Source organism: Neobacillus sp. FW104-15D2, from assembly GCF_058790155.1.
The window spans coordinates 1-22,958 of record NZ_JBYTCJ010000004.1 but is presented as its reverse complement, the minus strand read 5'-3'; the positions used below and the strand labels follow the sequence as shown (position 1 = coordinate 22,958).

General features: G+C 34.8%; 15 protein-coding genes. 5 read left to right on the top strand and 10 right to left on the bottom strand.

Annotation, left to right across the window (positions count from 1 at the left end):
* Nucleotides 1-23: 23 nt before the first annotated feature.
* Together AC3WR0_RS04695 and AC3WR0_RS04690 are read right to left on the bottom strand one after the other, a co-directional pair.
* Entirely contained in the window at nucleotides 24-182 is a 159-nt protein-coding gene (locus AC3WR0_RS04695; protein WP_492551213.1) for a hypothetical protein, read from the bottom strand.
* Between the two features lie 115 nt (nucleotides 183-297).
* On the bottom strand, nucleotides 298-1,344 hold the full coding sequence (locus tag AC3WR0_RS04690) for a CgeB family protein (protein WP_492551212.1): 1,047 nt from the start codon (nucleotides 1,342-1,344) through the stop codon (nucleotides 298-300).
* 433 nt (nucleotides 1,345-1,777) lie between these two features.
* Between AC3WR0_RS04690 and AC3WR0_RS04685 the strand changes: the two genes are divergently transcribed.
* On the top strand, nucleotides 1,778-4,039 hold the full coding sequence (locus AC3WR0_RS04685; protein ID WP_492551211.1) for an SH3 domain-containing protein: 2,262 nt from the start codon (nucleotides 1,778-1,780) through the stop codon (nucleotides 4,037-4,039).
* A gap of 61 nt (nucleotides 4,040-4,100) precedes the next feature.
* Here the strand turns inward: AC3WR0_RS04685 and rfbB are convergent, their stop codons facing one another.
* The 6 genes from rfbB to AC3WR0_RS04655 form a co-directional block, all read right to left on the bottom strand.
* On the bottom strand, nucleotides 4,101-5,117 hold the full coding sequence (gene rfbB / locus AC3WR0_RS04680; protein WP_492551210.1) for a dTDP-glucose 4,6-dehydratase: 1,017 nt from the start codon (nucleotides 5,115-5,117) through the stop codon (nucleotides 4,101-4,103).
* 4 nt (nucleotides 5,118-5,121) lie between these two features.
* Nucleotides 5,122-5,976, bottom strand: a complete 855-nt coding sequence (gene rfbD, locus AC3WR0_RS04675; protein ID WP_492551209.1) for a dTDP-4-dehydrorhamnose reductase — start codon at nucleotides 5,974-5,976, stop codon at nucleotides 5,122-5,124.
* Nucleotides 5,973-6,539, bottom strand: coding sequence for a dTDP-4-dehydrorhamnose 3,5-epimerase (rfbC, locus tag AC3WR0_RS04670; RefSeq protein WP_492551208.1), 567 nt, complete (start codon nucleotides 6,537-6,539; stop codon nucleotides 5,973-5,975). Before rfbC ends, rfbD begins: the two co-directional genes overlap by 4 nt.
* Nucleotides 6,540-6,559: 20 nt before the next feature.
* Complete coding sequence (rfbA, locus tag AC3WR0_RS04665) at nucleotides 6,560-7,438, bottom strand: glucose-1-phosphate thymidylyltransferase RfbA (RefSeq protein ID WP_492551207.1); 879 nt, start codon at nucleotides 7,436-7,438, stop codon at nucleotides 6,560-6,562.
* 267 nt (nucleotides 7,439-7,705) lie between these two features.
* Nucleotides 7,706-8,713, bottom strand: coding sequence for a UDP-glucose 4-epimerase GalE (galE, locus tag AC3WR0_RS04660; RefSeq protein WP_492551206.1), 1,008 nt, complete (start codon nucleotides 8,711-8,713; stop codon nucleotides 7,706-7,708).
* Between the two features lie 165 nt (nucleotides 8,714-8,878).
* Entirely contained in the window at nucleotides 8,879-10,540 is a 1,662-nt protein-coding gene (locus AC3WR0_RS04655; RefSeq protein WP_492551205.1) for a C39 family peptidase, read from the bottom strand.
* Between the two features lie 239 nt (nucleotides 10,541-10,779).
* Between AC3WR0_RS04655 and tagU the strand changes: the two genes are divergently transcribed.
* From tagU to AC3WR0_RS04640, 3 genes are all read left to right on the top strand, one after another.
* Nucleotides 10,780-11,706: a polyisoprenyl-teichoic acid--peptidoglycan teichoic acid transferase TagU gene (gene tagU, locus AC3WR0_RS04650; RefSeq protein WP_492551204.1), complete on the top strand. Its 927-nt coding sequence runs from the start codon at nucleotides 10,780-10,782 to the stop codon at nucleotides 11,704-11,706.
* Nucleotides 11,707-13,826: 2,120 nt separating this feature from the next.
* Nucleotides 13,827-16,367 carry a pre-peptidase C-terminal domain-containing protein gene (locus tag AC3WR0_RS04645; RefSeq protein WP_492551203.1) on the top strand — a complete coding sequence of 847 codons (2,541 nt, stop codon included), beginning with the start codon at nucleotides 13,827-13,829 and terminating at the stop codon, nucleotides 16,365-16,367.
* Between the two features lie 176 nt (nucleotides 16,368-16,543).
* A complete protein-coding gene (locus AC3WR0_RS04640) occupies nucleotides 16,544-17,272 on the top strand; it encodes a thermonuclease family protein (RefSeq protein ID WP_492551202.1) in 729 nt (242 codons plus the stop codon).
* A 256-nt stretch (nucleotides 17,273-17,528) separates the two neighbouring features.
* Here AC3WR0_RS04640 and AC3WR0_RS04635 read toward each other — a convergent pair whose 3' ends face one another.
* Nucleotides 17,529-17,900, bottom strand: a complete 372-nt coding sequence (locus AC3WR0_RS04635) for a DUF6232 family protein (RefSeq protein ID WP_492551201.1) — start codon at nucleotides 17,898-17,900, stop codon at nucleotides 17,529-17,531.
* A 496-nt stretch (nucleotides 17,901-18,396) separates the two neighbouring features.
* On the bottom strand, nucleotides 18,397-20,565 hold the full coding sequence (locus tag AC3WR0_RS04630; RefSeq protein ID WP_492551200.1) for a hypothetical protein: 2,169 nt from the start codon (nucleotides 20,563-20,565) through the stop codon (nucleotides 18,397-18,399).
* Nucleotides 20,566-21,181: 616 nt separating this feature from the next.
* Here AC3WR0_RS04630 and AC3WR0_RS04625 point away from each other — a divergent pair.
* Nucleotides 21,182-22,573 carry a hypothetical protein gene (locus AC3WR0_RS04625; RefSeq protein WP_492551199.1) on the top strand — a complete coding sequence of 464 codons (1,392 nt, stop codon included), beginning with the start codon at nucleotides 21,182-21,184 and terminating at the stop codon, nucleotides 22,571-22,573.
* The last annotated feature ends 385 nt before the right edge of the window (nucleotides 22,574-22,958 follow it).

The following is a 22,958-nucleotide window of genomic DNA, read 5'->3' as shown; positions in this document are numbered from 1 at the left end:
TATTTTAATGGCTCTGTCAACTTTTACATCTGTTTCAAAAAAAGAGAGGGAATCCACTCCCTTTCCTCGGATGCCCTGCCAAGCTTCCTCGCTAGTGCCTCGCTGGGGGTCTTCCCAGCCCTTTTTTCCTCCGGTGTGTCACGGAGAATTCCCCTAATAAAATCATCGATTAAAATGACCAATAAAAAAACTGCTAAAAATTTTTTAGCAGTTTTCAGTAATTAAATTTTGAATTGAGAGTCCCGATTATATCTTTTAAAAAGATTACTGTCGTTAGAACACAGCTTATTCAATTATTCAGCCTAAACTTTCTTTTTGGATTATCTCAAGAATCTTTTTAGCCCGAATAACAAATGTATGGTTCCTCAAAATATTATTGTACCCATTCTCTGCAATCTTTTCTCTTTCTTCAGTTTTGCTTAAGTAATACTCGACTTTGCGAATTAATTCATCTTCACTGTTGTAACTTCCAAGCAATTCCCCGTCCTGAAAGTGTTCTTTTACATATGGTATTTCATCTACCAACTGAAAAGACTTCGCTGCAAGGATTTCAAACACTCTGGGATTACAGCCGCTCTGAGATTGTGAATGATGAATATTCAAAGCAATTTTGGAACGAGAATAAAGTTCGTTAAGTTCCTTTGGCGAAACAAATTGATTAGTATAGTACCTCTTTAAATTGGTAAATTTGTATTCGATAATGGATTTTGGATTTTTTAGTGAAGTGTATTTCCCGTATATCTTGATATTCAAGTCTGGATATTTTTTAATTAACCTTTCGAATAAAGCTTTTCTATTTGGATATAGTTTGCCAACAAAAAGTAAATCTATATCCTTTACTTTGCTAGTGTTAGCAATTGGATAATAGTTGTTAGTGTCAGCTGCCATTGGTAGGAAATAAGCAGGAATATTTTCGCTTTCCAGCTTTTTAACATCGGTTTCTTCAAACATAAATCTGTAATTGAATTCTTTTATCATCTTATATGTTTCTTTAAAGCGATAAACCGAATCCATCATCCATAAAACACTTTTGGCTTCCTTATTAACAGCCTTCAGGGTTTCTTCATCTAGATAACTGCCTTTTATAAAAAGAACTATCGATGGTTTATAACTTTTCATTTCGGCTAATATGGAATTATTAATGTTTCGCTTGTATTTTTCGGTAAAATGGTTAACCTTCAGTCTCGGCATAATACTGTATGATAAAAAATTTTTTATATTTTTAGGGAATGCGTCATAGTAATCAATTATTTTAGTTTCCCAACCTAACTCTTTAAACGCAAAGGCAACACTCTCATTGTAGCCAAAATAATTTGGGCCCACGATCAAGATTCTTTTTTCCATAATCAATCTCCTCTGTTACGTTTGAAAGTATTATTATTTTCTTCAATTTTAAAAAAATCATCCGAAGTTTTCCGCATAATATCTATTTAATTAAATTACTTAATGATATTAAATCTCTTATGTAAAAACAATACACACAAAAAATACTAGCAATAAAAGAATGGATTGTCTACTTAGGTATAATCTCAATCCCTTGGTGATTTTCCTACCTCTTGCAGTCAATCCACCATTTATATCAACTATAAATCCTTTACTAACAAAGTTGGAATCCAACGATTCTACTTATACTAAAAGCTATTTAAATTGCAAAAAAGTATAATATTCCCATTCCTTCTCACTTAATTTTCCCAGTCTTAATCCGATAATAGATTTAAGAAGTAATTATAAAAAACTACAATCTATTAAACGTTTAAATAGAGAAGGAGTGGAATTTTTGAAAAACCTAGGGAAGGCAATTATTCTTACAACAGGTTTACTTTTGGCAGGGGAGTCTTTGGTCCCCTCTTCGCAAATGTCAGGGGCAGAAGCAGCAAGTATTATCAAATTAAACAATGTTTCTTTTCAAACATTGTCCAATTTAAATATGCGAGTTGGAGTGGGTACGAACTTTAAATTAGTAGTCCAAATTCCCAAAGGAAAAAGCGTGACTGCAACAGAAAAAGTGGGGAATTGGTATAAAGTCTCCTATAAATATATATCCAACGGCAAAAGTTTAGTGAAAACAGGCTGGGTATTGGGATCCTATTTAAAAGAGAATAAACCGGCAACTATCAAGTTCACAAAAACAGCCTATCAAACAACTGCCAACTTAGCTCTGCGCACTGGAGCAGGCACTTCCTATCAAACTATTACAACGATTCCAAAAGGAAAAAATATCTACTCTTCAGAGAAGTTAGGCATCTGGTATAAGGTTTCTTATTCCTACTCCTTAAAAGGTAAAAGTGTCACTGTAACAGGCTGGGTAAGCTCTGCCTTTTTAAAAGAGTATTACAGCTATACAAACACGGGATTGAATATTTTTGTAAAAAAGTCCGCAAACCTTTATCCCTCGCCTGATACGAAGATTAAGGCAATTCAAAATATCAGCAGCAATAACGGGTTTTATAGCAATCAGAAGATAACAAACAGTATTGGGCAAATTTGGTACCTCGTAGGTCTTAACGGTAAAAATCTTTATATTAATAGCAATGATATTTACCAGTCTTCCTTTAAATCTTCCGCCTCTACTAAATATAAAACAAATAAAGATACTTATCTGTATGCTTCTTTTGGAACAGTTTATCCAAAACTAATTAAGATTCCAAAAGATTCGATACTATCTTCAGGATTGAGTATTGATAACTGGTATAAGACTAGCTGGAATGGAAAAACAGGATTTGTTTTTAGTGGAGATTTGAACAAATATACAGTTGAACAAACTCAATTAACTGAAACAGCAATTAGCGGAAAGACGTTTGTGACTCTATCGGATATAGCACTCACTAAAACTGCAGATTCTAGCTCCGATCAAATTTCGAAGATTCCTATTGGAAAGTTTTTATTCCCATTAGCTAAGGTTTCAAATGGCTATTATAAGGTAATCTATGCTGAAAAAACCGGATATGTTGCTCCTGACTATTTCAAAGAGGTTGTAACGGGAGACCCAATGAACCGATATGGCTATCAATTTGTTGATTTAAGAAAGGCTTCAAATGTAACAGCTGACCAAATAAACAATTATATAAATAAGTATTCAATCAAGACAGGAAAGACCAGTGTTTTAAAGGGGAAAGGAAATGCGTTTATTGCAGCAGGAAAACAGTATGGTGTAAACGCATTGTACCTGGCTGCGCACGCCATTCATGAAAGCCAGTATGGTACTTCGGTCCTCTCACTGGGAAAAAATAATTTGTTCGGCTTTGGTGCCTTCGATGACACCCCATTTATTGCAGCCTATAAATTTAATTCAGTCGAACAATGCATTAATTATATCGCACAAGAGGTTAAGGCAACCTACTTAAATCCAGAGAGTTGGAAATACAATAATCCTTATCTAGGCTTTAGTACACGAACCGCAGATACGTATACAAAAGTGGATTTAAATAGTACTGGCATGAATTTTTATTATGCTACAGACCCTCTTTGGGGAAAAACGATCGCTAAACATATGGAAGGTATTTTAAGCTATAACCCAACGGAGTATAGTAATGCTCCTGTTGACACAAGAAATTTCACCAGTCCTTCAAAGCCAACAGGTGTTGACACATTCCCACCTGGCATACTAGCTGTAACAAATTCTGATTTAGTTTGGGAAGCAGCAAAAGGAAGCACAATAAATTCGAAAAGCAGTTCACCGTCTATAATTAAAAAGGGTACTGCTATAACATTACTTGAGAAACACACTGATTTCTGGGTAAAATTCAGAGTTAACGGCAAAGATTACTGGACAAGGGGTATAAACTTTAACAATTATAAAGATTATATTTCTGTAAAAAACCTGGCCCGAACTTTAGATGCAGTTAATTTACGGCCAGAGCCATCCCTCAAAAATCAAGCTATCGTTACTCTAGCAATGAATCAATATATAGAGCTTTTACTTGATAAAAGTGGTAATCCTATAACGAAATGGGTCGGTACAAGGCTCTGGTATAATGTGAAGGCAAATGATAAACGGGGCTGGGTACATTCAGCCTATCTAGTTCAGGAACTAAAGTAAATTAAAAAGCTGGTTAATGGCTCCCTTCAGACCATTTAACCAGCTTTTTTCACTTATATAACTAAAGTTTATATTGTTTATCAAAATAGTTTTGATAATTTCCACTTATAATGGTTTCCCACCATTCTTTATTATCAAGATACCATTGAATGGTTTGGGCAATTCCTGTTTCAAAGTTATAAGTCGGTTTCCAGCCTAATTTCTCTAATTTTGTTGGATCGATTGCATAACGCTTATCATGACCTAGACGATCCGTTACAAACTCTATTAAATCCTCAGACTTACCAAGAGTATTAATAATGGTTTTTACTACTTCCAAGTTCGTACGCTCATTATGCCCACCTACATTATATACTTCGCCATTTGCACCTTCATGCATGACTAAGTCAATGGCTGCACAATGATCAAGGACATGAAGCCAGTCACGAATATTTTCTCCACTTCCATAAACCGGTACTTTCTGGTCATTCAAGACCCTGGAAATAGTTAAAGGTATCAATTTTTCAGGGAAATGATAAGGACCGTAATTGTTTGAACATCTTGTGATATTCATTGGCAGGCCGTAGGTCTCATGGTAGGCACGCACAAGTAAGTCAGAAGAAGCTTTACTTGCACTATATGGGCTGTTAGGCTGCAAAGGAGTCTCTTCAGTAAAAAATGTCGATGGATCAAAGTCAAGTTCTCCATACACTTCATCAGTGGAAACATGAACAAATTTTGATACACCAAATTGCTTAGCAGCATCCAGCAACACCTGTGTACCCAATACATTTGTACGGATAAAAACCTCTGGCTCAGTTATAGACCGGTCAACATGGCTTTCTGCAGCAAAATGGGCAACATAGTCAAACTTTTCTTTTTCAAAAAGACCCATGATGGACTCACGATCAGCAATATCTGCTCTTACAAATCTATAGTTTTCCTTACCTTCAATTTGCTTGTGTTTTGTTAAGTCTCCAGCATATGTTAATAGATCTAAATTTACAATTTCATATTCAGGATATTTATTAACCATGTACTGTACAAAGTTCCCGCCGATAAAGCCTGCACCGCCGGTCACTAAAACTTTTTTCTTCATTTAATTATTTCACCTCTTGTTTTATCTCGCCCAAATACCGAGCAAGTGCATCCTGCCAGTCAGGCAGTCTTTCAAAACCATTTTCTTCAAGCTTGTCTTTAGACATTCTGGAGTTCAAAGGACGGACTGCACGAGTAGGATATTCTTCGGTTGTTATGCCATTAACAGTAACATTTTTTTCAGCCTTCCTGAAGATTTCCGCAGCAAATTCAGCCCAGCTGCAAAATCCTTCATTGGAAGCATGATATATTCCATATTTATCTGTTTGGATCATGTTGATTAATAGTTTCGATAAGTCTGCTGTATAGGTTGGTGATCCAAATTGATCATTAACCACATTAAGAGTATCTCTGGTTTCAGCAAGCCTCAGCATGGTTTTAATAAAATTATTGCCGTTTATTCCAAAGACCCAAGAAATACGTACAATAAACCAATTGTCGAGTACAGCTTGTACCGCTTTTTCACCTTCATACTTGGTCAGTCCATAATATCCTACCGGGTTGGGCGGATCACTTTCCAAAAATGGATCAGTTCCTTCACCACTAAAGACGTAATCTGTGCTGATATAGAGAAACTTGGCGCCAATTTCCCTTGCTGCCTCTGCCAGATACCTAGTTCCTTCAACATTAACCTGCCAGCACTTTTCCCTGTCATCCTCCGCCTTATCAACAGCTGTATAAGCCGCACAATGAATGATAGCGTCAGGCTTTAAGTCTCTTACAAACTGATGAACAGATTGTTCCTCCGTGATGTCAAGATCTTTACTTGTTGTGCCAACCATGTTTAATCCATGCTTTAAGCCTTCACGAACGACATCATATCCTAATTGACCATTATAGCCTGTAACTAAAATTTTCATGCCCGGTCACCAAACTCAAAATGGTTCTCTGCTTCCTCCAAAAGAGGCGCTTTTTCATCTTTTGCAGACAGGACGGGATTAATATCCATCGGCCACTCAATTCCAATGGAAGGATCGTTCCAAATAATTCCCCTGTCACATTCGGGAGCATAAAACTCATCCACTTTATACTGCACTTCCACATCTTCAGTTATTGTCATAAATCCGTGTGCAAAGCCTTTTGGAATGAGTAATTGTTTTTTATTTTCGGCACTTAATTCTATTCCGAACCATTGTCCGAAAGTGGGGCTTCCTTTACGTATATCTACTGCCACATCATAGATGGAGCCCCTTGTGCACCTAACAAGCTTCGTCTGTGCCTTAGGATTCAATTGATAATGAAGTCCGCGCAGTGTTCCCTTAGAAGCAGAGAAAGACTGATTGTCCTGAACAAACTTTAAATTCAGTCCGTTTTGTTCAAAAGCCGTCTGACTAAAAGTTTCCATAAACCAGCCTCTATGGTCACCAAACACCTGTGGTTCAACTATAAAAAGATCTTCAATATTTGTTTTAGTAATTTTCATTTTAATATCCCCTCGTCTAGTTAGTAACGGATATCTCCTTTTGCGACCTTCATTAAGTATTGGCCATATGAATTCTTGCTTAGCCTTTCTCCGCTTTCAAACAATTGCTCCCTGCTAATCCAGCCATTAATAAAGGCAATCTCTTCAGGAGCTGCAATCTTGACACCCTGATGCCCTTCAACCGTGCGAACAAAGTTGGAGGCCTCAAACAAGCTCTCATGTGTTCCTGTATCAAGCCAAGTATATCCGCGGCCTAATAATTCAACTTCCAGTTCGCCCATTTTTAAATAAGCCTCATTAACAGACGTAATTTCAAGCTCACCACGGGCAGAAGGTTTTACATTCTTCGCAATATCAACAACCCGATTATCATAAAAGTACAACCCTGTAATGGCGTAATTAGATTTTGGAACCTCTGGTTTTTCCTCAACACTGATTACTTTTCCGTTAGAATCAAACTCAACGACTCCAAAGCGCTCAGGATCCTGAACATGATACCCAAAAACGGTTGCTCCCTGCTCTTTTTGAGCAGCACGCTGCAGCATTTTACGCAGACCGCTTCCATAATAGATATTATCCCCAAGGATCATGGCGACAGAATCATCACCAATGAATTCTTCTCCCAAAATAAAGGCCTGAGCTAAACCATCAGGACTTGGCTGTACTTTATAACTCAAGTTGAGGCCAAATTGGGAGCCATCCTTTAACAAACTCTCAAAGCGTGGAGTATCTTCAGGAGTTGAAATAATTAAAATATCTCTTATTCCTGCTAGCATTAATGCGGAGAGCGGATAATAAATCATCGGTTTATCATAAATAGGCAAAAGCTGTTTACTAGTAACCATTGTTAAAGGATATAAGCGGGTTCCGCTTCCACCAGCCAAAATTATACCTTTCATTTATATCACCTCTAATATTTTTCATAAATTTAAGACGCCTAAATGTAATCACTCATCTCTTAGAGTATAATAAATTCCTGCAAAAATAAACTAAATGCAAAGAATCACATTCTCAGCTTCCAAAAATGGATAATTTAATTCTATTACAAGTTTTTTGTCCAATAGTCGTTTTTTTAATTACTATTTATACTCCTTAATTAATTTTTATCCTTAAAAGCACAAATAAAACCCGATGCGTGCATCGGGTTTTAAAATAGTTGGGGCTTATTAGTATCCATCTGGATTGTTTTTTTGCCATCTCCAGGAGTCCTCACACATTTCCTCAAGACTTTTTTCAGCTGTCCACCCAAGTTCCTTTTTAGCTTTCCCAGGATCTGCATAGCTAACAGCGATATCGCCTGGCCTGCGTTCTGTAACTCTATAAGGAATCCTTTGGCCGGAAGCTTTTTCGAATGCAGATACAATGTCCAGAACGCTATAACCCTTGCCAGTCCCCAGATTGTATGCTTCTACACCCTTCGCTTTCATTACTTTATTTAAAGCCTTCAAGTGACCCTTTGCAAGATCTACAACATGAATATAATCACGGACCCCTGTTCCATCTGACGTTGGGTAATCATTCCCAAAAACCTGAAGTTCATTTAATTTCCCTACAGCTACCTGTGTGATATAAGGCATTAAATTATTGGGAATACCGTTTGGATTCTCACCAATCCGCCCACTTTCATGTGCACCAATAGGGTTAAAATAACGTAAAAGTGCAATACTCCAGTCACTGTTAGAAACGTACAAATCACGAAGTATTTCTTCAATCATCAGCTTGGTCCGGCCATATGGGTTAGTTGCACTAAGAGGAGTACTTTCTGTAAGAGGAACCTGTTCGGCCATACCATAAACAGTAGCTGAGGAGCTAAATACAAGATTTTTTACTCCGTATTTTTCCATTACTTCACAAAGAATCAGCGTGCCGGTGATATTATTATGGTAATAATGCAATGGAATAGATACCGACTCACCAACAGCCTTTAATCCTGCAAAATGAATAACCGCTTCTATTTTATTTTCTTTGAAAACCTCTTCCAAATCATTGCGATTTAGCAGATTAACTTCATAAAACTTAAACTCTTTATTCGTTAACTCCTTTATCCTCTTTAAGGATTCAAGCTGGCTGTTCGAGAAATTATCAACAATAATTATTTCATTGCCTTCATTTAATAGTTCCACACATGTATGGCTGCCTATATATCCGGCACCACCCGTAATCAAAATTGCCATAAGAACCTCCATATTAAAAGACTAGCTAAAGTCGTTTCATTTTCTTTCATTTTAAATAATCATAGCAGTTAATGCAAAAGGATATCGGTAAAAATCCTCCATTTACCAATTAAAAGATTTTAGCATTCAAAAAAGGAAGGGATTCCTCAATCTCCAAAATAAACATTAATAAAAACTTATAGCCTGACTCCCGTACTGCTTCCAGCCGTTAATAAACTGGCTGAGCAGTCTTTTTTTGTTTTTCTGCCCATCAAGCGGATCGTTAAAATAGACATACCTGGAATCGTAGCCTGTCACCAGGACAGAATGTTCCTTCATGGTAATACGGACTGGTCCCTGGGCTGTATACCAGGTCCTCCAATATTGGTTGGGTACTGTGTTAAACCAGCTGGTATTGATAACCCAGACTGGATGTCCGGCAGAAACATAATTTAACACGCTTTCAAAGGACTGACCAGATAGATTGGCAATACGGCCGGGGAGGTAGCGATTTGCAAGTTCAGCAATTGGTTTATTGTATACCCCGAAGCCAGGCTTGCTGAATGTAAACATATTTCCTACAAAGCCGTAGTTTGGATTCCCAAAATAATACCTGCCATTTCTATAAATATATGGTGAAGGATCCTTCTTTACCGATGCTGCAAGAGCCATTTTATTGGTTTTGACCCCTGCAAAATTTAACATCATTGTTAAACTAGTAACCTCACAGCCTCGGGGAAGCTCAGGCAACTGCCTGATTAGCGGTGCTGAAAGAACAACTTTTCCCCCTCTAGGACGTCCGGAAACCACAACCCTGCTTTTAGGGCTTGTATTCGTACCTGAATCTACAGCATATAAATCAAAAATAGTCCCTCTAGCTTGCAATGGTAATCTCAAACCAAAGTTTCCCTTGCTATCAGCCTTTACTATTCCAAAGGTTTTACTATTCTTTAAGATATAAACGTTGGTACCAGCTTCCGTTCTTCCGGAGATCGAAAATGATTTATCTGTTACTGAAGAAACCATTGGCTTTGTGGGTGCAATTTTATCTAGCACAGTTAAATAAGCCGTTCCACTGCTTCTTCCCGCTCGGTCCACAATATAGATAGAAATCTTTGTTCCTTCCCTGAGCGGCTTTCCATTTTCAAACTTGTATTCAAAAATGCCGGTAGTCCCCGAGTTAATAAAGTGCTTGATATTATTATACGTTATGTACACATTACTATTGGGCTCTGCTTTCCCTGTCAGCAAGATATCCCGATTGGAAACAGGATTAACTGATGGTTTTCCCGGAGGTGCTGCGGCCTTAACATTTACATAAATTATGCTTTTTACAGAGTCCTTAGTCGAAATAACTTGAACAATAGATTGATATTTTAAATGGCTATCCGGTAAAAATTCAAAATTCCCAGTTTTATTATCCAGGCTCTTTAAAGTTAGTGGAATGCCATTAACATAAGCTTGAATATTCGAGTTAACTGAAATCTTCCCTTTTAAAATCTTACTTTTATCATTAATATCATATAAGAGAGTAGCAGGATCGTAATTAATAGTAAAAGATCGGTTTTGGGACTTCGGCCCTTTAAAATTAAGAACTAAAGCACCTGCAGAAATAGGAGTTTTAAATCTTACAGTAAATTTATTATTTACAACTTCTCCACTTCCCTGCAACAGTCCGCCCCTCATTATTTCAACCGTTCCATCCTCGGCAAATGTACCTGTTATTTGCTGTGAAGTAATGACAGTGTCTGTTAATGGAATTTCCATATTTGCTTTTGCTATAGAATTTTGATTTTCCCCTAAGAAAACCAGGAACAATAGACTAAGTATTAAAACCAATTTTTTCATTTTTATGTACCCCTCCCAATTACCTATTATATTGAAGAAAAAGGAAATCTACAATAACCGGGGAGGCATATGATCCAGTATTTTAAATCTATTATTACTAATAACCTCTTAAGAATTTATGTGTTCTTTTTAGATATTTTCTGTTAATCTATTGTTAATATTTTGTATTTTAAATAAATTTTAAGAGTTTTTTCTTCCTCTTAAATAATTGATTAATTCCAATTTGGAGGCTTTAGCCGATGAGAGCACAAAGAAGACAAAAGAAAAGATGGATTCGTATTTTTGGAATCTTGCTCCTCTGCCTAATTATTGGAGGCGCAGCTTACGCATATTCTGTATTTCATTCACTAAAAAAAACAGTAGAAACGATGAACCAGCCAGTTGAGCGGAAATCTCCTAAGAAGCGACCAGAACCACTAGCCCTATCAACGAAGCAGCCTTTTTCAGTTCTCATGCTTGGAGTAGATGAACGCAAAGGGGATAGGGGCCGTTCAGATACTATTATTGTATTAACAATAAATCCAAATAAACACTCAGTTAAAATGCTTAGCATTCCAAGGGATACACGTACAGAAATTGTAGGGAAAGGGACACAGGATAAGATAAACCATGCTTATGCATTTGGCGGAGTGCCAATGTCAATGGATACAATTGAAACCTTCCTTGACATCCCTATTGATTATTATATGAAAATTAATATGGAAGGTTTTAGAGATATAGTAGATGCCGTTGGTGGAGTAACTGTTAACAATGATTTGGACTTTACCGTAGGTAATTACCACTTTCCTAAGGGTCAAATTACTTTGAATGGTGATAAAGCTTTAAGCTTTACACGTATGAGGTATGAAGATCCAAGGGGAGACTTTGGCCGTCAGTTAAGACAGCGGGAAATTATTCAGGCGATTATTCATGAAGGAGCAAGTGTTTCTTCTTTAGCCAACTATAACCGCATTTTTGATGCGATTAGTAAAAACGTAAAAACGAATTTAACCTTTGATGAAATGGTAGATATTCAAAAAAATTATAAAGATGCAGGAAATAAGATCGAACAGATATCCATTAAGGAACAAGGTACCAATATAGACAAGATATACTATGGGCTCGTTTCAGATGAAGAAAAACAACGCATCCAAAGCGAGTTAAAAACACATTTAGAACTTAATTAGCAGAGAGCAGATTGGGTTATTCCCATCTGCTCTTTGTTCATTTAACATCTGAACTTTTTTCTTTTCGACATTGAAGAACACTGATGAGCCATGACTATAATTCAATTTAATCAAACGTTTGATTAACTATTTTTTGACAAAATAAATCAACATATTTTTTATTTCTTACTGTTATACTTAAAAGGTTTTACCGTCAGGAAGATAAAATCAAAATCTATTTGTATGAGCCTTAAATAAATTTTGATTTAACCATAGGCTCAACAGGAATGGAAGGTTAATTAATGATTATGTTTAGAAGCTATTAGGGCTCCTAAACACATTTGGACTTTTAATCCATGAATTCAGTAACTTCAATATCAGCGCAATTTGGACATTGAGGATTATCACTGATACTTGTTTTCTCAAGTTTAAATTCACGGCAGATAGGACAAGTGATATTGGTTGTTGATGTTTCAGGTTCAATAAGGATTTTCCAGCAGCACAAATCTTGTTCCATAGATAAGATCGCACGCAGTAAGGGTTTTGCTAATGTATTCAGAAAAAAAGACCCTAGTAAAGGGTCGAGCTAATGACTTTTTATCTTTCCGCAACGAACACAACGATCCGAGAAATAACTGTATTTATGGTGACCTTTTAAAAAGCAAATTAGGGCTTTAAACCACATATTTTCCACCATCCTTCAACATAATAATAAAGTAAAGAATTAACAAGTTAATTACATATACCTTAAATTTCTATTAAAGATTAGGGAGAATAAGAATGAATTGAACATGTAACCGTCTAGAACATAACAGAGGAAGAAAGAATAAAATTTAATAGAATAGCAATTCGTCCTTTCTTTAAAGTGAAAAAACATTTTTACTATCTTCCATATCGATTATCAAATGCTAATTAAGGCGGTATAAAAAACTATGAGTTTTTTTCTAGGGCTTATAATTGGTGGATTTTTTGGCGCAGTAACTATGGCTATTTTTACGGGAGGAGCATATGAGAAGGGATATAGAGATGGTAGAGGAAAATCAGATGATTGAGCTTTTGGAGCCGGTATCATCGAAGTGCAGAGTGAAGAATTACTAAGGGAATTTCGCCGGTTGAGAAAATAAATTCAAAAGCTACAGCGCCAGATAAAACCCCATTGAGAAGAAAAATTAACAGTAGCCATGTTGAAGTAGGTAAAGATTTATCTGACCATATAAGTGGATTTCACCCCCCAGATCTTCCTTGATTTGATTTATCAGAAAAAGGAATGGCTACACAATTTTCAACGTCAACCTTTAAAAACGGGCTTTGTATTACAATAAATTTTGAATATTGATTTACCCAATTGTTATATCATACAGATCATAATACTCATCAACATCCCTCTTTACCTAGCGAATAAAATATCATTTAGATTCATGTTCGTACCCTATTTACATACTTTTGGCACTATCAACCCGTCCATAAATGCAAACCGTTTTGTCCGACCAATTACAGGTCCATTTTCTCCATCCCCTCCCTAATCTATAACAATTTTTCCTTTTATTTATTTAATAATTTCGTGGTAATTATTTGGTATTTTTTTATGACTTTTTACCATATTCATGACTTTTGTTGTATAACGCAACAAAAGGATGGTGTTACATATGTGGTTAAAAAGTCTTCTCTGTTTGGTGAAAGGCCATCACAAATTCAGTTATTATACAAATCGTTGTATTTGATGAGGAAAATTAAGAGAAATCATTAGTAAAACCCCCAATCGGGTCTTTTTTTATCTTTTGTTGTACTGCTCGAACATTAATGGTTAGTTAGAACAATAGGCTAGGTAAAATTTTTGCTCCTTTTTTTGATTTACCCATTGACGTTCCTTGAGAAAAACCACCTGGACGAAATTTACCAGAAGCATGATCGTTACGAAGCTAAAACACTAATAAACCTTTTTAACTAAATTTTATTCCATTATTATCTAATTTATAGGTTATTATTACTATTGTAATGTGATAAATTTATAAAAGTGGCACTTTTAATTGAAGTAAGCCATGGATTTTATTTATCAAACCTTAGGGAGGTATCAGAAAATTTAAGAATATATCTTTTAACAACTTGATAATTAAATAATAATTTAAGAGGGAGTTAAGCACATGAAGCGAATCCTTGGATCAGTATTTTTTCTTTTTATTTCTATATTTTTCTTTAATAATGCAACGTTTGCTGCTAACACAAATATTTCATCTGGTGTTCCCATCCAGGGAAAAATGACATCTGGTAGTGACACTAATACATACACTTTTACTACGATAAAAAGTGGAGAGGTTTATATTACACTAGACCAAACCACTGGTGGCTTTTCTATGTATCTCTATGATACAAATGGAAATAATTTAGGTGGCGATTATTATAGCTCTAGTGGTAACAAGATTGTAATCAATAAAGATATTCAAGAAGGAACTTATTATGTCAAGGTTACTGCTTATGGCTGGAATAATATCTCAAGTGCAACCTACCAAGTTAAAGCAACATATGCTTCGTCAATTGTTCGAAATAATTCCACTTTTGAACCCAATGATACCGTTGAAACTAGTATTCCAATCAGTTCTGGTAAGTACTATAAATCAACAAGTGAAACGAATATAGATAGAGATGTTTATCAATTTACAACAAATAAAGATGGAGAGGTATATTTAACCTTAGATGAGACAGCTGCTGGTTTCTCTATGTACCTTTACGATTCCAATGGCAGTAATCTAGGAGGAGAATATTATTCTTCCAGCGGAAACAAAATTGTTATAGATAAAAAAGTCGAACAAGGAACTTATTATGTCAAAGTTACACCTTATGGATGGAATAGAACTTCAAGTGCGTCCTATCGAATAAAGGCAACATACTCATCACCAATTTTAAGGGATACCATTTCATTTGAGCCAAATGACACTATTGACACAAGTATGAAAGTTAATTCCGGGCAAATTTATAATTCAATCAGTGAATCAAGTATTGATAAGGATGTTTACCAATTTACAACAAATAATAATGGAGAAGTTTATATATCTCTTAATCATACAACTGGCGGATTCTCTATGTATTTATATGATGAAAATGGCGACAGGTTAGATGGAGATTATTATAGTTCAGCCGGAAATAATATTGTAATTAATAAAAATCTTACTCAAGGAACCTATTATATTAAAATCAATCCTTATGGCTGGAATGGGATTTCAAGTGCTTCCTATCAATTAAAGGCGACATATGCTTCATCTATTACCAGAAATGTCTCAACATTTGAACCCAATGAAACTAATCAAACAAGCATGACTGCAAATTCCGGACAAATATACACTTCAAGCAGCGATTCTTATATTGATCGAGATGTTTATCAATTTACGACCAATAAGGATGGAGAAGTTTATATAACCCTGGATAATACTACAGGTGGCTTTTCCATGTATCTCTACAATGAGAATGGAACTGTAATGGACAGTGATTATTATAGTTCCGGGGGAAACTCAATTGTATTTAATACAAATCTTATGAAAGGCACTTATTTTATCAAAATAACTCCCTACGGTTGGAATGGGATTTCAAGTGCCTCTTATCGTTTAAAGGCCACTTACGCAGCCAAAGTAAATAGAGATGCATCTAGCTTTGAGCCAAACGAAACGGTTGATACGGCTATGCAGCTCATATCAAAAACTTATTATAGTTCGAACAGTTATTCTAAAAATGATAGGGATGTTTACCGATTTACCACAAGTACGGATGGTTACGCTACGATCGTACTAGATAATACAACTGGCGGTTTCTCTGCATATCTCTTTGATAAAAATGGAAATAATTTAGGTGGCGATTATTATAGTTCCAGAGGCAATATAATTAAAATTGAACAACCTCTAACTAAGGGGACATATTATATTAAGGTAACACCTTATGGTTGGAGCGGAATAGCAAGTGCTACTTACCGTTTAAAAGCAACTTTTATAGATAAAACCCCGAGTGTGAATCCGATTTTTGACTATAGTACAAATATTACTGGCCATGCCGATTCTAATATTAGAGTTCTCGCCTTTGTGGGAAATAATAAGATCGGAGAAGCAGCCGCTAAAAATGGGGTTTATAGTATTAACATTTCAAAACCAAAGGCTGGAACAATAATTAATATTTTTACAATAGATGCAGATGAAAATAGAAGCATTAGCCAAATAGTAATGGTAAAAGATAATATTAAACCTGTTCTTCTTGGTGCATCAAGTAAAACCATTACCATTAACTCTGTATTTAATTCAAAAACAGGAGTAACAGCAAAAGATAATGTTGATGGAGATATAACAAAATCTATTATTGTAACCGGCACGGTTGATACAAAGAAAAAAGGGGTTTATACATTAACCTATAAAGTTACAGATAAGTCAAGAAATACAACAATAATTACTAGGAAGATAACAGTAATTGATAATTTAAAGCCTGTTATTTCTGGTGTCACAGCCAAAACAATTAATTACAAATCAGTATTTAACCCCTATACAGGAGTTTCTGCTAGAGATAACGCTGATGGTAATTTAACGAGTAAATTAAAAGTAACAGGGCTTGTAAATACAAAGAAAAAAGGCATATTCACATTAACATACACTGTGATTGATAAATCAGGTAATAAAACAGTGGTTATGAGAAAAATAACTGTTAGATAATTTTATAAATTAATAGCTAACTTTGAAATAAGCCTTTCGGAAAAATCATATGTTCCATACAAATGCCCGGGTATAATACCCGGGCATTTTTTGTTGAAACCAAAAAAGTATTCTTCCTCATTTATCCATTTGCATGGTAATATTATCATAGTTATTAACATACATAGGAGGCAAACATGAAAAACCTTAAAACTATTTTATTTGCACTGCTAGTCATTATTCTTCTCCTTCCCTCATTTCCTGGTAAATCTGAAGCCCACAGAGGGGCACTTGATAAGCTTGGTGGGCATTTTAATAATGCGGATTGTTCTTATTTGTTACACAGTCCTACTTCTTTGGCCAAGCAGGCGAAAAGTAAAACTGCGCTTCTTTCTATGATTAAAACTTATAGCAGTAACAGCTGTAAGAATAAACTTATAGTAAGTAAAATATTTGTTGAGGGCGGCTTAAACCTTTCAAGTGGTTCAGCTCCTGTGGTAACACCTAATAAGCCGGCAGCTCCAGCCTTAAACGCCAAATATTCAGTGACATTATTCAAATGTATTGACGGGGATACAGCTGATTTTAAAATTAATGGTAAAGTTACAAAGAGCCGATTCCTTTTTATTGATACACCAGAAAGCACTATTAAAAAAGAAAGATTCGGTAAAGAAGCAAGTAATTATACATGTAATCGATTAAGAGCAGCTAAGAAAATTACCCTAGAGCTAGATGGGAAAGACAAATATGATAAGTATGGACGGTTACTGGCATGGGTTTGGGTGGATGGAAAACTTCTTCAAGAGGACATTACTAAAGAAGGTTTAGTAAAAGGTTTTTACGATTACGGAACCTATAGATATGAAAATAGGATTCGTAATGATATGGCGTTTGCTAAGAAGTATCGAAAAGGAATGTATAAATAAGAGACAAAAAAGGATCCTTTTTATTGATAAGGATCCTTTTAATATTTCTTGAGTTTTTTTGTCATAAAAACCCCATCTTTTTATTTTAATTTATTTACTTTTAGCTAGACATATGGCATTTTTCCTCAACCGGAAAACCTTCCAGGAAGTTTTATCATTTACCCAATTATTATGGAACCTATGTAGTAAGAAAATTTAAACAGTAAAAAAAGATTGTACTTTTCCGGTACAATCTTTTTTAATACTAAGCTTAATTTTATCCACGATATACAATTGCGTTATTAATTGCATCGACCACTGAACCAATGAATTTCTTATCTTTTGACCAAAGTGCATCTTTTTCATTAGCATTAGAAGACAATCTAACTATGTATTTGGGTTTTTTCATAATAAATATCAAAATGGACAAAGCAATCAAAATTATCCCTGCTAAAGCAGACTGAGAAATTGTTATCAAACCAATTAATCCTAAAATTATTTCAAATTTTCTGCCCGGCTTTGATTCAAAAGTAGAAACTGAGGTGATATTTGCCGTTGCGTAAGTGGTACCGTTTAAGTTCATCCTAGTATTAGATATGAAGACATTTTGATCTTGAAAGAAAACTTCTTCCTGTAAAGCTGCTCCCATGTTATCCCCCTATTAATTTGGGTAATTATACCCTTTTTATACTAATATTATAACATTAATGAAAAATTTGTCAGTAAATATCGAAACTTTTTACCTATAATTTAGAAAATCCTACTATATTGCTATTCTTGAATATTCAGTCTTATTACATAGGATAGCCCTTTTCATAAAAATTAACTACATATTATAATTCCTTTACTTAATAGAATTTAATTATAAGACTGAATCATTCGTAGTTTTATACCATTTTTCTCTAAGAAAGAAATGAGATACTTCCCCTTATAAATATTCTATTTAAGCAAAAAAAGAGAAATCCTGCACCAGTACCTGTTATATCGTTGCACAGTCTAAACAGTAGGGGATTTCTTAAAAGCCACCACCATAAAAAAGAAATTACGCATTAGAGCCATTGGTTGAAAGAAAAGAGCTTTGGCAGAAAATCCTTAGTCTTCTGCCAAAGCTCTTATTAGACAACCCAACTTATATATATTTTCCTTTACTCTTTCGGAAATCCTATTTCCAAACGACTGCTTTCCGCCATGTTCGGATGAATGATACTAATGTATACCCTGCCAGCGCTTTTTCCTAGTTGACGAACGGACATTGTGGTAGTTGAACCTCCTGCCTTTGCTGATGTCCATAAAGTTGCACCTGTTTTTGCTTTATAAACCTTTATTACATCACCTTTTGCTATACCATTTACTGTTACTGTATCAGCTTTAGTTTTATTATTTTTAATCACAACTTGAGAAACAGTCAAAGCATTCGATGGATAAATCATTTCTTTCCCAAATCCAACTTCCAATCGGCTGCTTTCTGAACTGTTTGCTCGAATGATACTTACATATACTTTACCAGGATTTTTTCCCAGTTGACGAATGGACATTGTAGCAGTTGAACCTGCTGCCTTTGTTGAAGTCCACAAAGCCCCGCCTGTTTTGGCTTTATAGACCTTTATCACATCGCCTTTTGCTATACCTTTTACTGTTACTGTATCTGCTATATTTTTATTATTTTTGATCGTAACTTGAGAAATAATTAAAGCTTTCGATTGAGGGATAACTTCTTTGCCATATCCCACTTCCACACGATTACTTTCTAAACTGTTTGCTCGAGTGATACTTATATATACTTTACCCGGATTTTTTCCAAGTTCACGAATGGACATTGCAGAAGTTGAACCTGCTGCCTTTGTGGTTGTCCATAAAGCCCCACCTGTTTTTGCTTTATAAACCTTTATTACATCGCCTTTTTCTATACCTTTTACTGTTACTGTATCTGCTAAATTTTTATAGTTTTTGATTTCAATTTGAGAAAAAGTTAAAGCTTTCGATTGAGGGATTACCTCTTTACCATATCCCACTTCCACACGATTACTTTCTGCATTGTTTGCACGAATGACACTAATATAAACTTTACCAGCATTTTTTCCAAGCTGATTGATGGACATTGAAACTGTCGGACCTGTCACTTGAGATGTCGCCCACAAATCTCCACCTGTATTTGCTTTATAAACTTTTACAACATCACCTTTTGCTAACCCTTTTACAGTAATTGTATCAGCATTATTATAACTGTTTACAATTAAAACTTGAGAAGCAGCCAATGGTTGGGATGCCGGATATATATATGAAGCCATAATTGAATAAAGAACACTGGTCCTTTTATCAAGAGTGGCTAAAAACTGCTCTTCTGATGCATTTTCATCAAGAAAGCTGGAATAATTAATCTTCCCGGCATTTACTGGTCCATTAATATTCCATGTTTCACTATCCATTTTCAAGCGGACACCAATAACATCCAAGCCAAGCTCGGCTGGGATTGATGCGATATTTAAATCAGATGATGATTTTCTTTCAAAAAGGTTCTTATCCACAAATAAGTCCGTTTTAAAATAGTTTTTTGTGCTTAAAAGATTCATTTTTTGAAGTTCAGGTAGCATTTGATTTAATTCTGTTTTAAACTCCTGCAGACCACTTTTGAATTCATCCGCTGTAATATCTTCACTATCGCCTGTTGTCTTATTTAATTCATTTATAGCAGTCACCATTTGTGAAACAGATGTTGTATCTTTTAATAAATTATCCATAAAAGCCGTAAGAAGCTGCGGAACCTCGGAAGCATCCATTTCGGCATGTACACTATATCCAGAAATACTCGTTCCGTGAACCTTTTCTGTTTTTAATCCTACCGAAAGATGTTTTGGATTTGGCAGGTTTTTTACAGTAGGTTCAAGAAGTTTTGTTTGAATATCCTGGATTAACTTTGTATCTGTTGAGTTGTTCTCAGTCACTGGAATCTTGATTGGCTTTATTGCATGATCTAACAATAGAACCATTTCTTTTTGGTCCACATATAACTGAAAAGGTATGTTTCCTTGTTGAAGGATGACATTGCCAGAAAGTGAAGCTGTGCTGCTATTTTTTAAATTTGCTTGAATCTCAAGTTTTGCATGATTTAGCAGATCAAGTACCTTTAATAAATCCCTATCTTGTACATTAGCTCTATTGTAGGATAAATCTATGGAGGTTGTAACTTTACTTTCAGAGGAAGTGATTTTTGAACTATTCATAACCATTTTATTAAAATCAACATTATTGATTGTTTGACACCCGGTAAGAAATAACATAGATGCAATGAACACAAGAATAAGCTTTTTAATCATTGAATTGCCTCCAATATGGTCTTTTAATTGGTAAAGCTTAAATGTTGATGTACTAAAGCAATGCTGCAACTAGTTCTATTATTTTTGAAAACTATTGGAACTCCCCCTTAGTTGAAAATAAAAGCTATGACTCTTCTTATGTATAAAACTCACCACTTCCTCATCTAATATCACCATATAATGGGTTGAATCGGTGATTATTTTCCTACACCCTGTTAAAAAAGTAGTTTGATTTATCTAAACATTAAACAATGCTATGCAAGACATAAAGCCAAAATGTAGCTATTATTGTCTCCTAGATACGTGATCCTCAACACTCATTTCCTCACCTTCTTCGTTTTCATACCAAATTTATCCGTGCTAAGCTTCAAGATTTTTCTAATTAAATAAGAACCTTATATTTGAGAAACTAATAAGAATCCGCGTTAAATAGAGTCTCTTCAATGCTAAACCCTGCAGGTTAAATTACTTCTCAGCTTATGATTTCTGCAAACGAAAAGGAAACTAACTGCTTCTGAAAAAGAGCCCCGTTAAGTTTTAAAAGGGATAATGGCGGAGCCAATAAAGATAATGTAAAATTAAGTGAAATAGTATTATTAGGAAGAGGAGGGAGAATATGAAGTATATAACTGGAGAAAAAAGATCAATTTTCAGGCGAATCATATGTTGTTTTTTGCTTATTTTTTTTGGTGGATGTATTCCATTAAATCAAATGCAAGTTAATGCAAGTGCTGTATCCCTTGAAACATTACCAGAAAGTGCAATGTATCATACAGAACAGCAAATTTCAGGCTATAAAAATGTTGAGAAAACTGGATATAGAGAAGTCGAAAAAACTGGATATAAAGAGGTAGAAGTTGAAAAAGTTGGTTCAAGAGAAGTAACGAAGTATAAAAGTGAGCAAGTTGCCAAACAAGTACCCTATTCTGTAGATGTTCCAATATTTAATTGGGTTGTAACTGAGTATTATGCAAAAAAAGGTACAGTTATATATAGGGCTCCTAAAATAAACATGGGATATGATATAGAAGTTAGAACTAATAATAAATGGTATACTTCCGCAACAACTGACTCAGAAATTAAACTAACAAAAATTAATGAGGATTGGGGTCAAGCAAACAACGTATTATACACTACATATGCTGATGTACCTACCTTTAAATATTATTCTTCAACAAAGCAAAGCACACAGGTGTATTTAAGTCCAAATATTAGCAAGAAATTAACTGCGACCAACTCAAATGGTAAAAAATATAATGTCTTAATTTCTTCAAATAAAAATGTAACAAAATATAATGCTTATTGGTATAAAGCGAATATTTCTTATCTGGATTACCGAAAAGTTAAATACAAATGGCAAAAGGTAATAAAAAATGCAACAATTTATATTCCATTAAAGGATGTGAAGACAACTGGTAGTAAGTTATATGTTTGGACGAAGCAAACTAAAAAGGTAAATGGTTATTTCTATTTAAATACAGGCGAAATTAGAAAGACAAGTGAGTGGAAGAAGGTTGCTACAAATAAAGAAACTAGATTTAAAACTGGAACTGAAACAGTACAGGTTCCCTATACAGAAACAGAGCAATATACGTACAAAGAGATTGAAAGACAACCTTATCAATACAAAGTTTCAGAACCTTATACTTACATTGATAAAGAGCCTATTTATAAAACTATAAAAGCGGAGAACACCTCACAAGAGAAATATAAAGCTATTATTAATTATTATTGGCAATATAGGTTAACTGAAACTGAACTTTTCCAATTGCTTAATCAAGTTGGTTTAGAATATGACGTTTTATACGGGTATGATAAATCAAGAATTGTATACGGGGTTGTGACGGTAAATGGGACTACAAGTTCATATAGTTTCACTCCAAACACTCGTGTAAAATTGATTGTTTTTAAAGATTCTACCGCAGTTAATCTATCATACTTATTCACTGTTTTTGGAAAAAACTATGACGATATCAAAATTAATTCAGGAAGTTATACAACAGAATAGGATTTTATAAATATAAGATTGTCTTTGAGACAGTCTTATATTTGGGATGAAAGACATGCTTAGCAAAACAAAGGCCTAATAATAAATTTCCCTTTAGCAAATAGTAAAGCTAAAGCAAAAGACTAGAAAAAGAGATTCACCCCTCTATTAGTTTTTTAAAAAAATAAAATAGTGCAAAGAAAAACCTATTCCCCTAGTGGATTCTTGTTATTCGCATTTGCCATTTCTGCTAGCATCAACAAAAAGAGTTTAATTAGAACAAGCAAGAATTTTTTCATATAACACCTCATTTACCAAATTTAACTAACATTAGTAACTACTTAGGTCAGTTAAAAGAAAACTGACCTCGATAGACTAACACAATGGAATCAAGCAGACTCCTGCC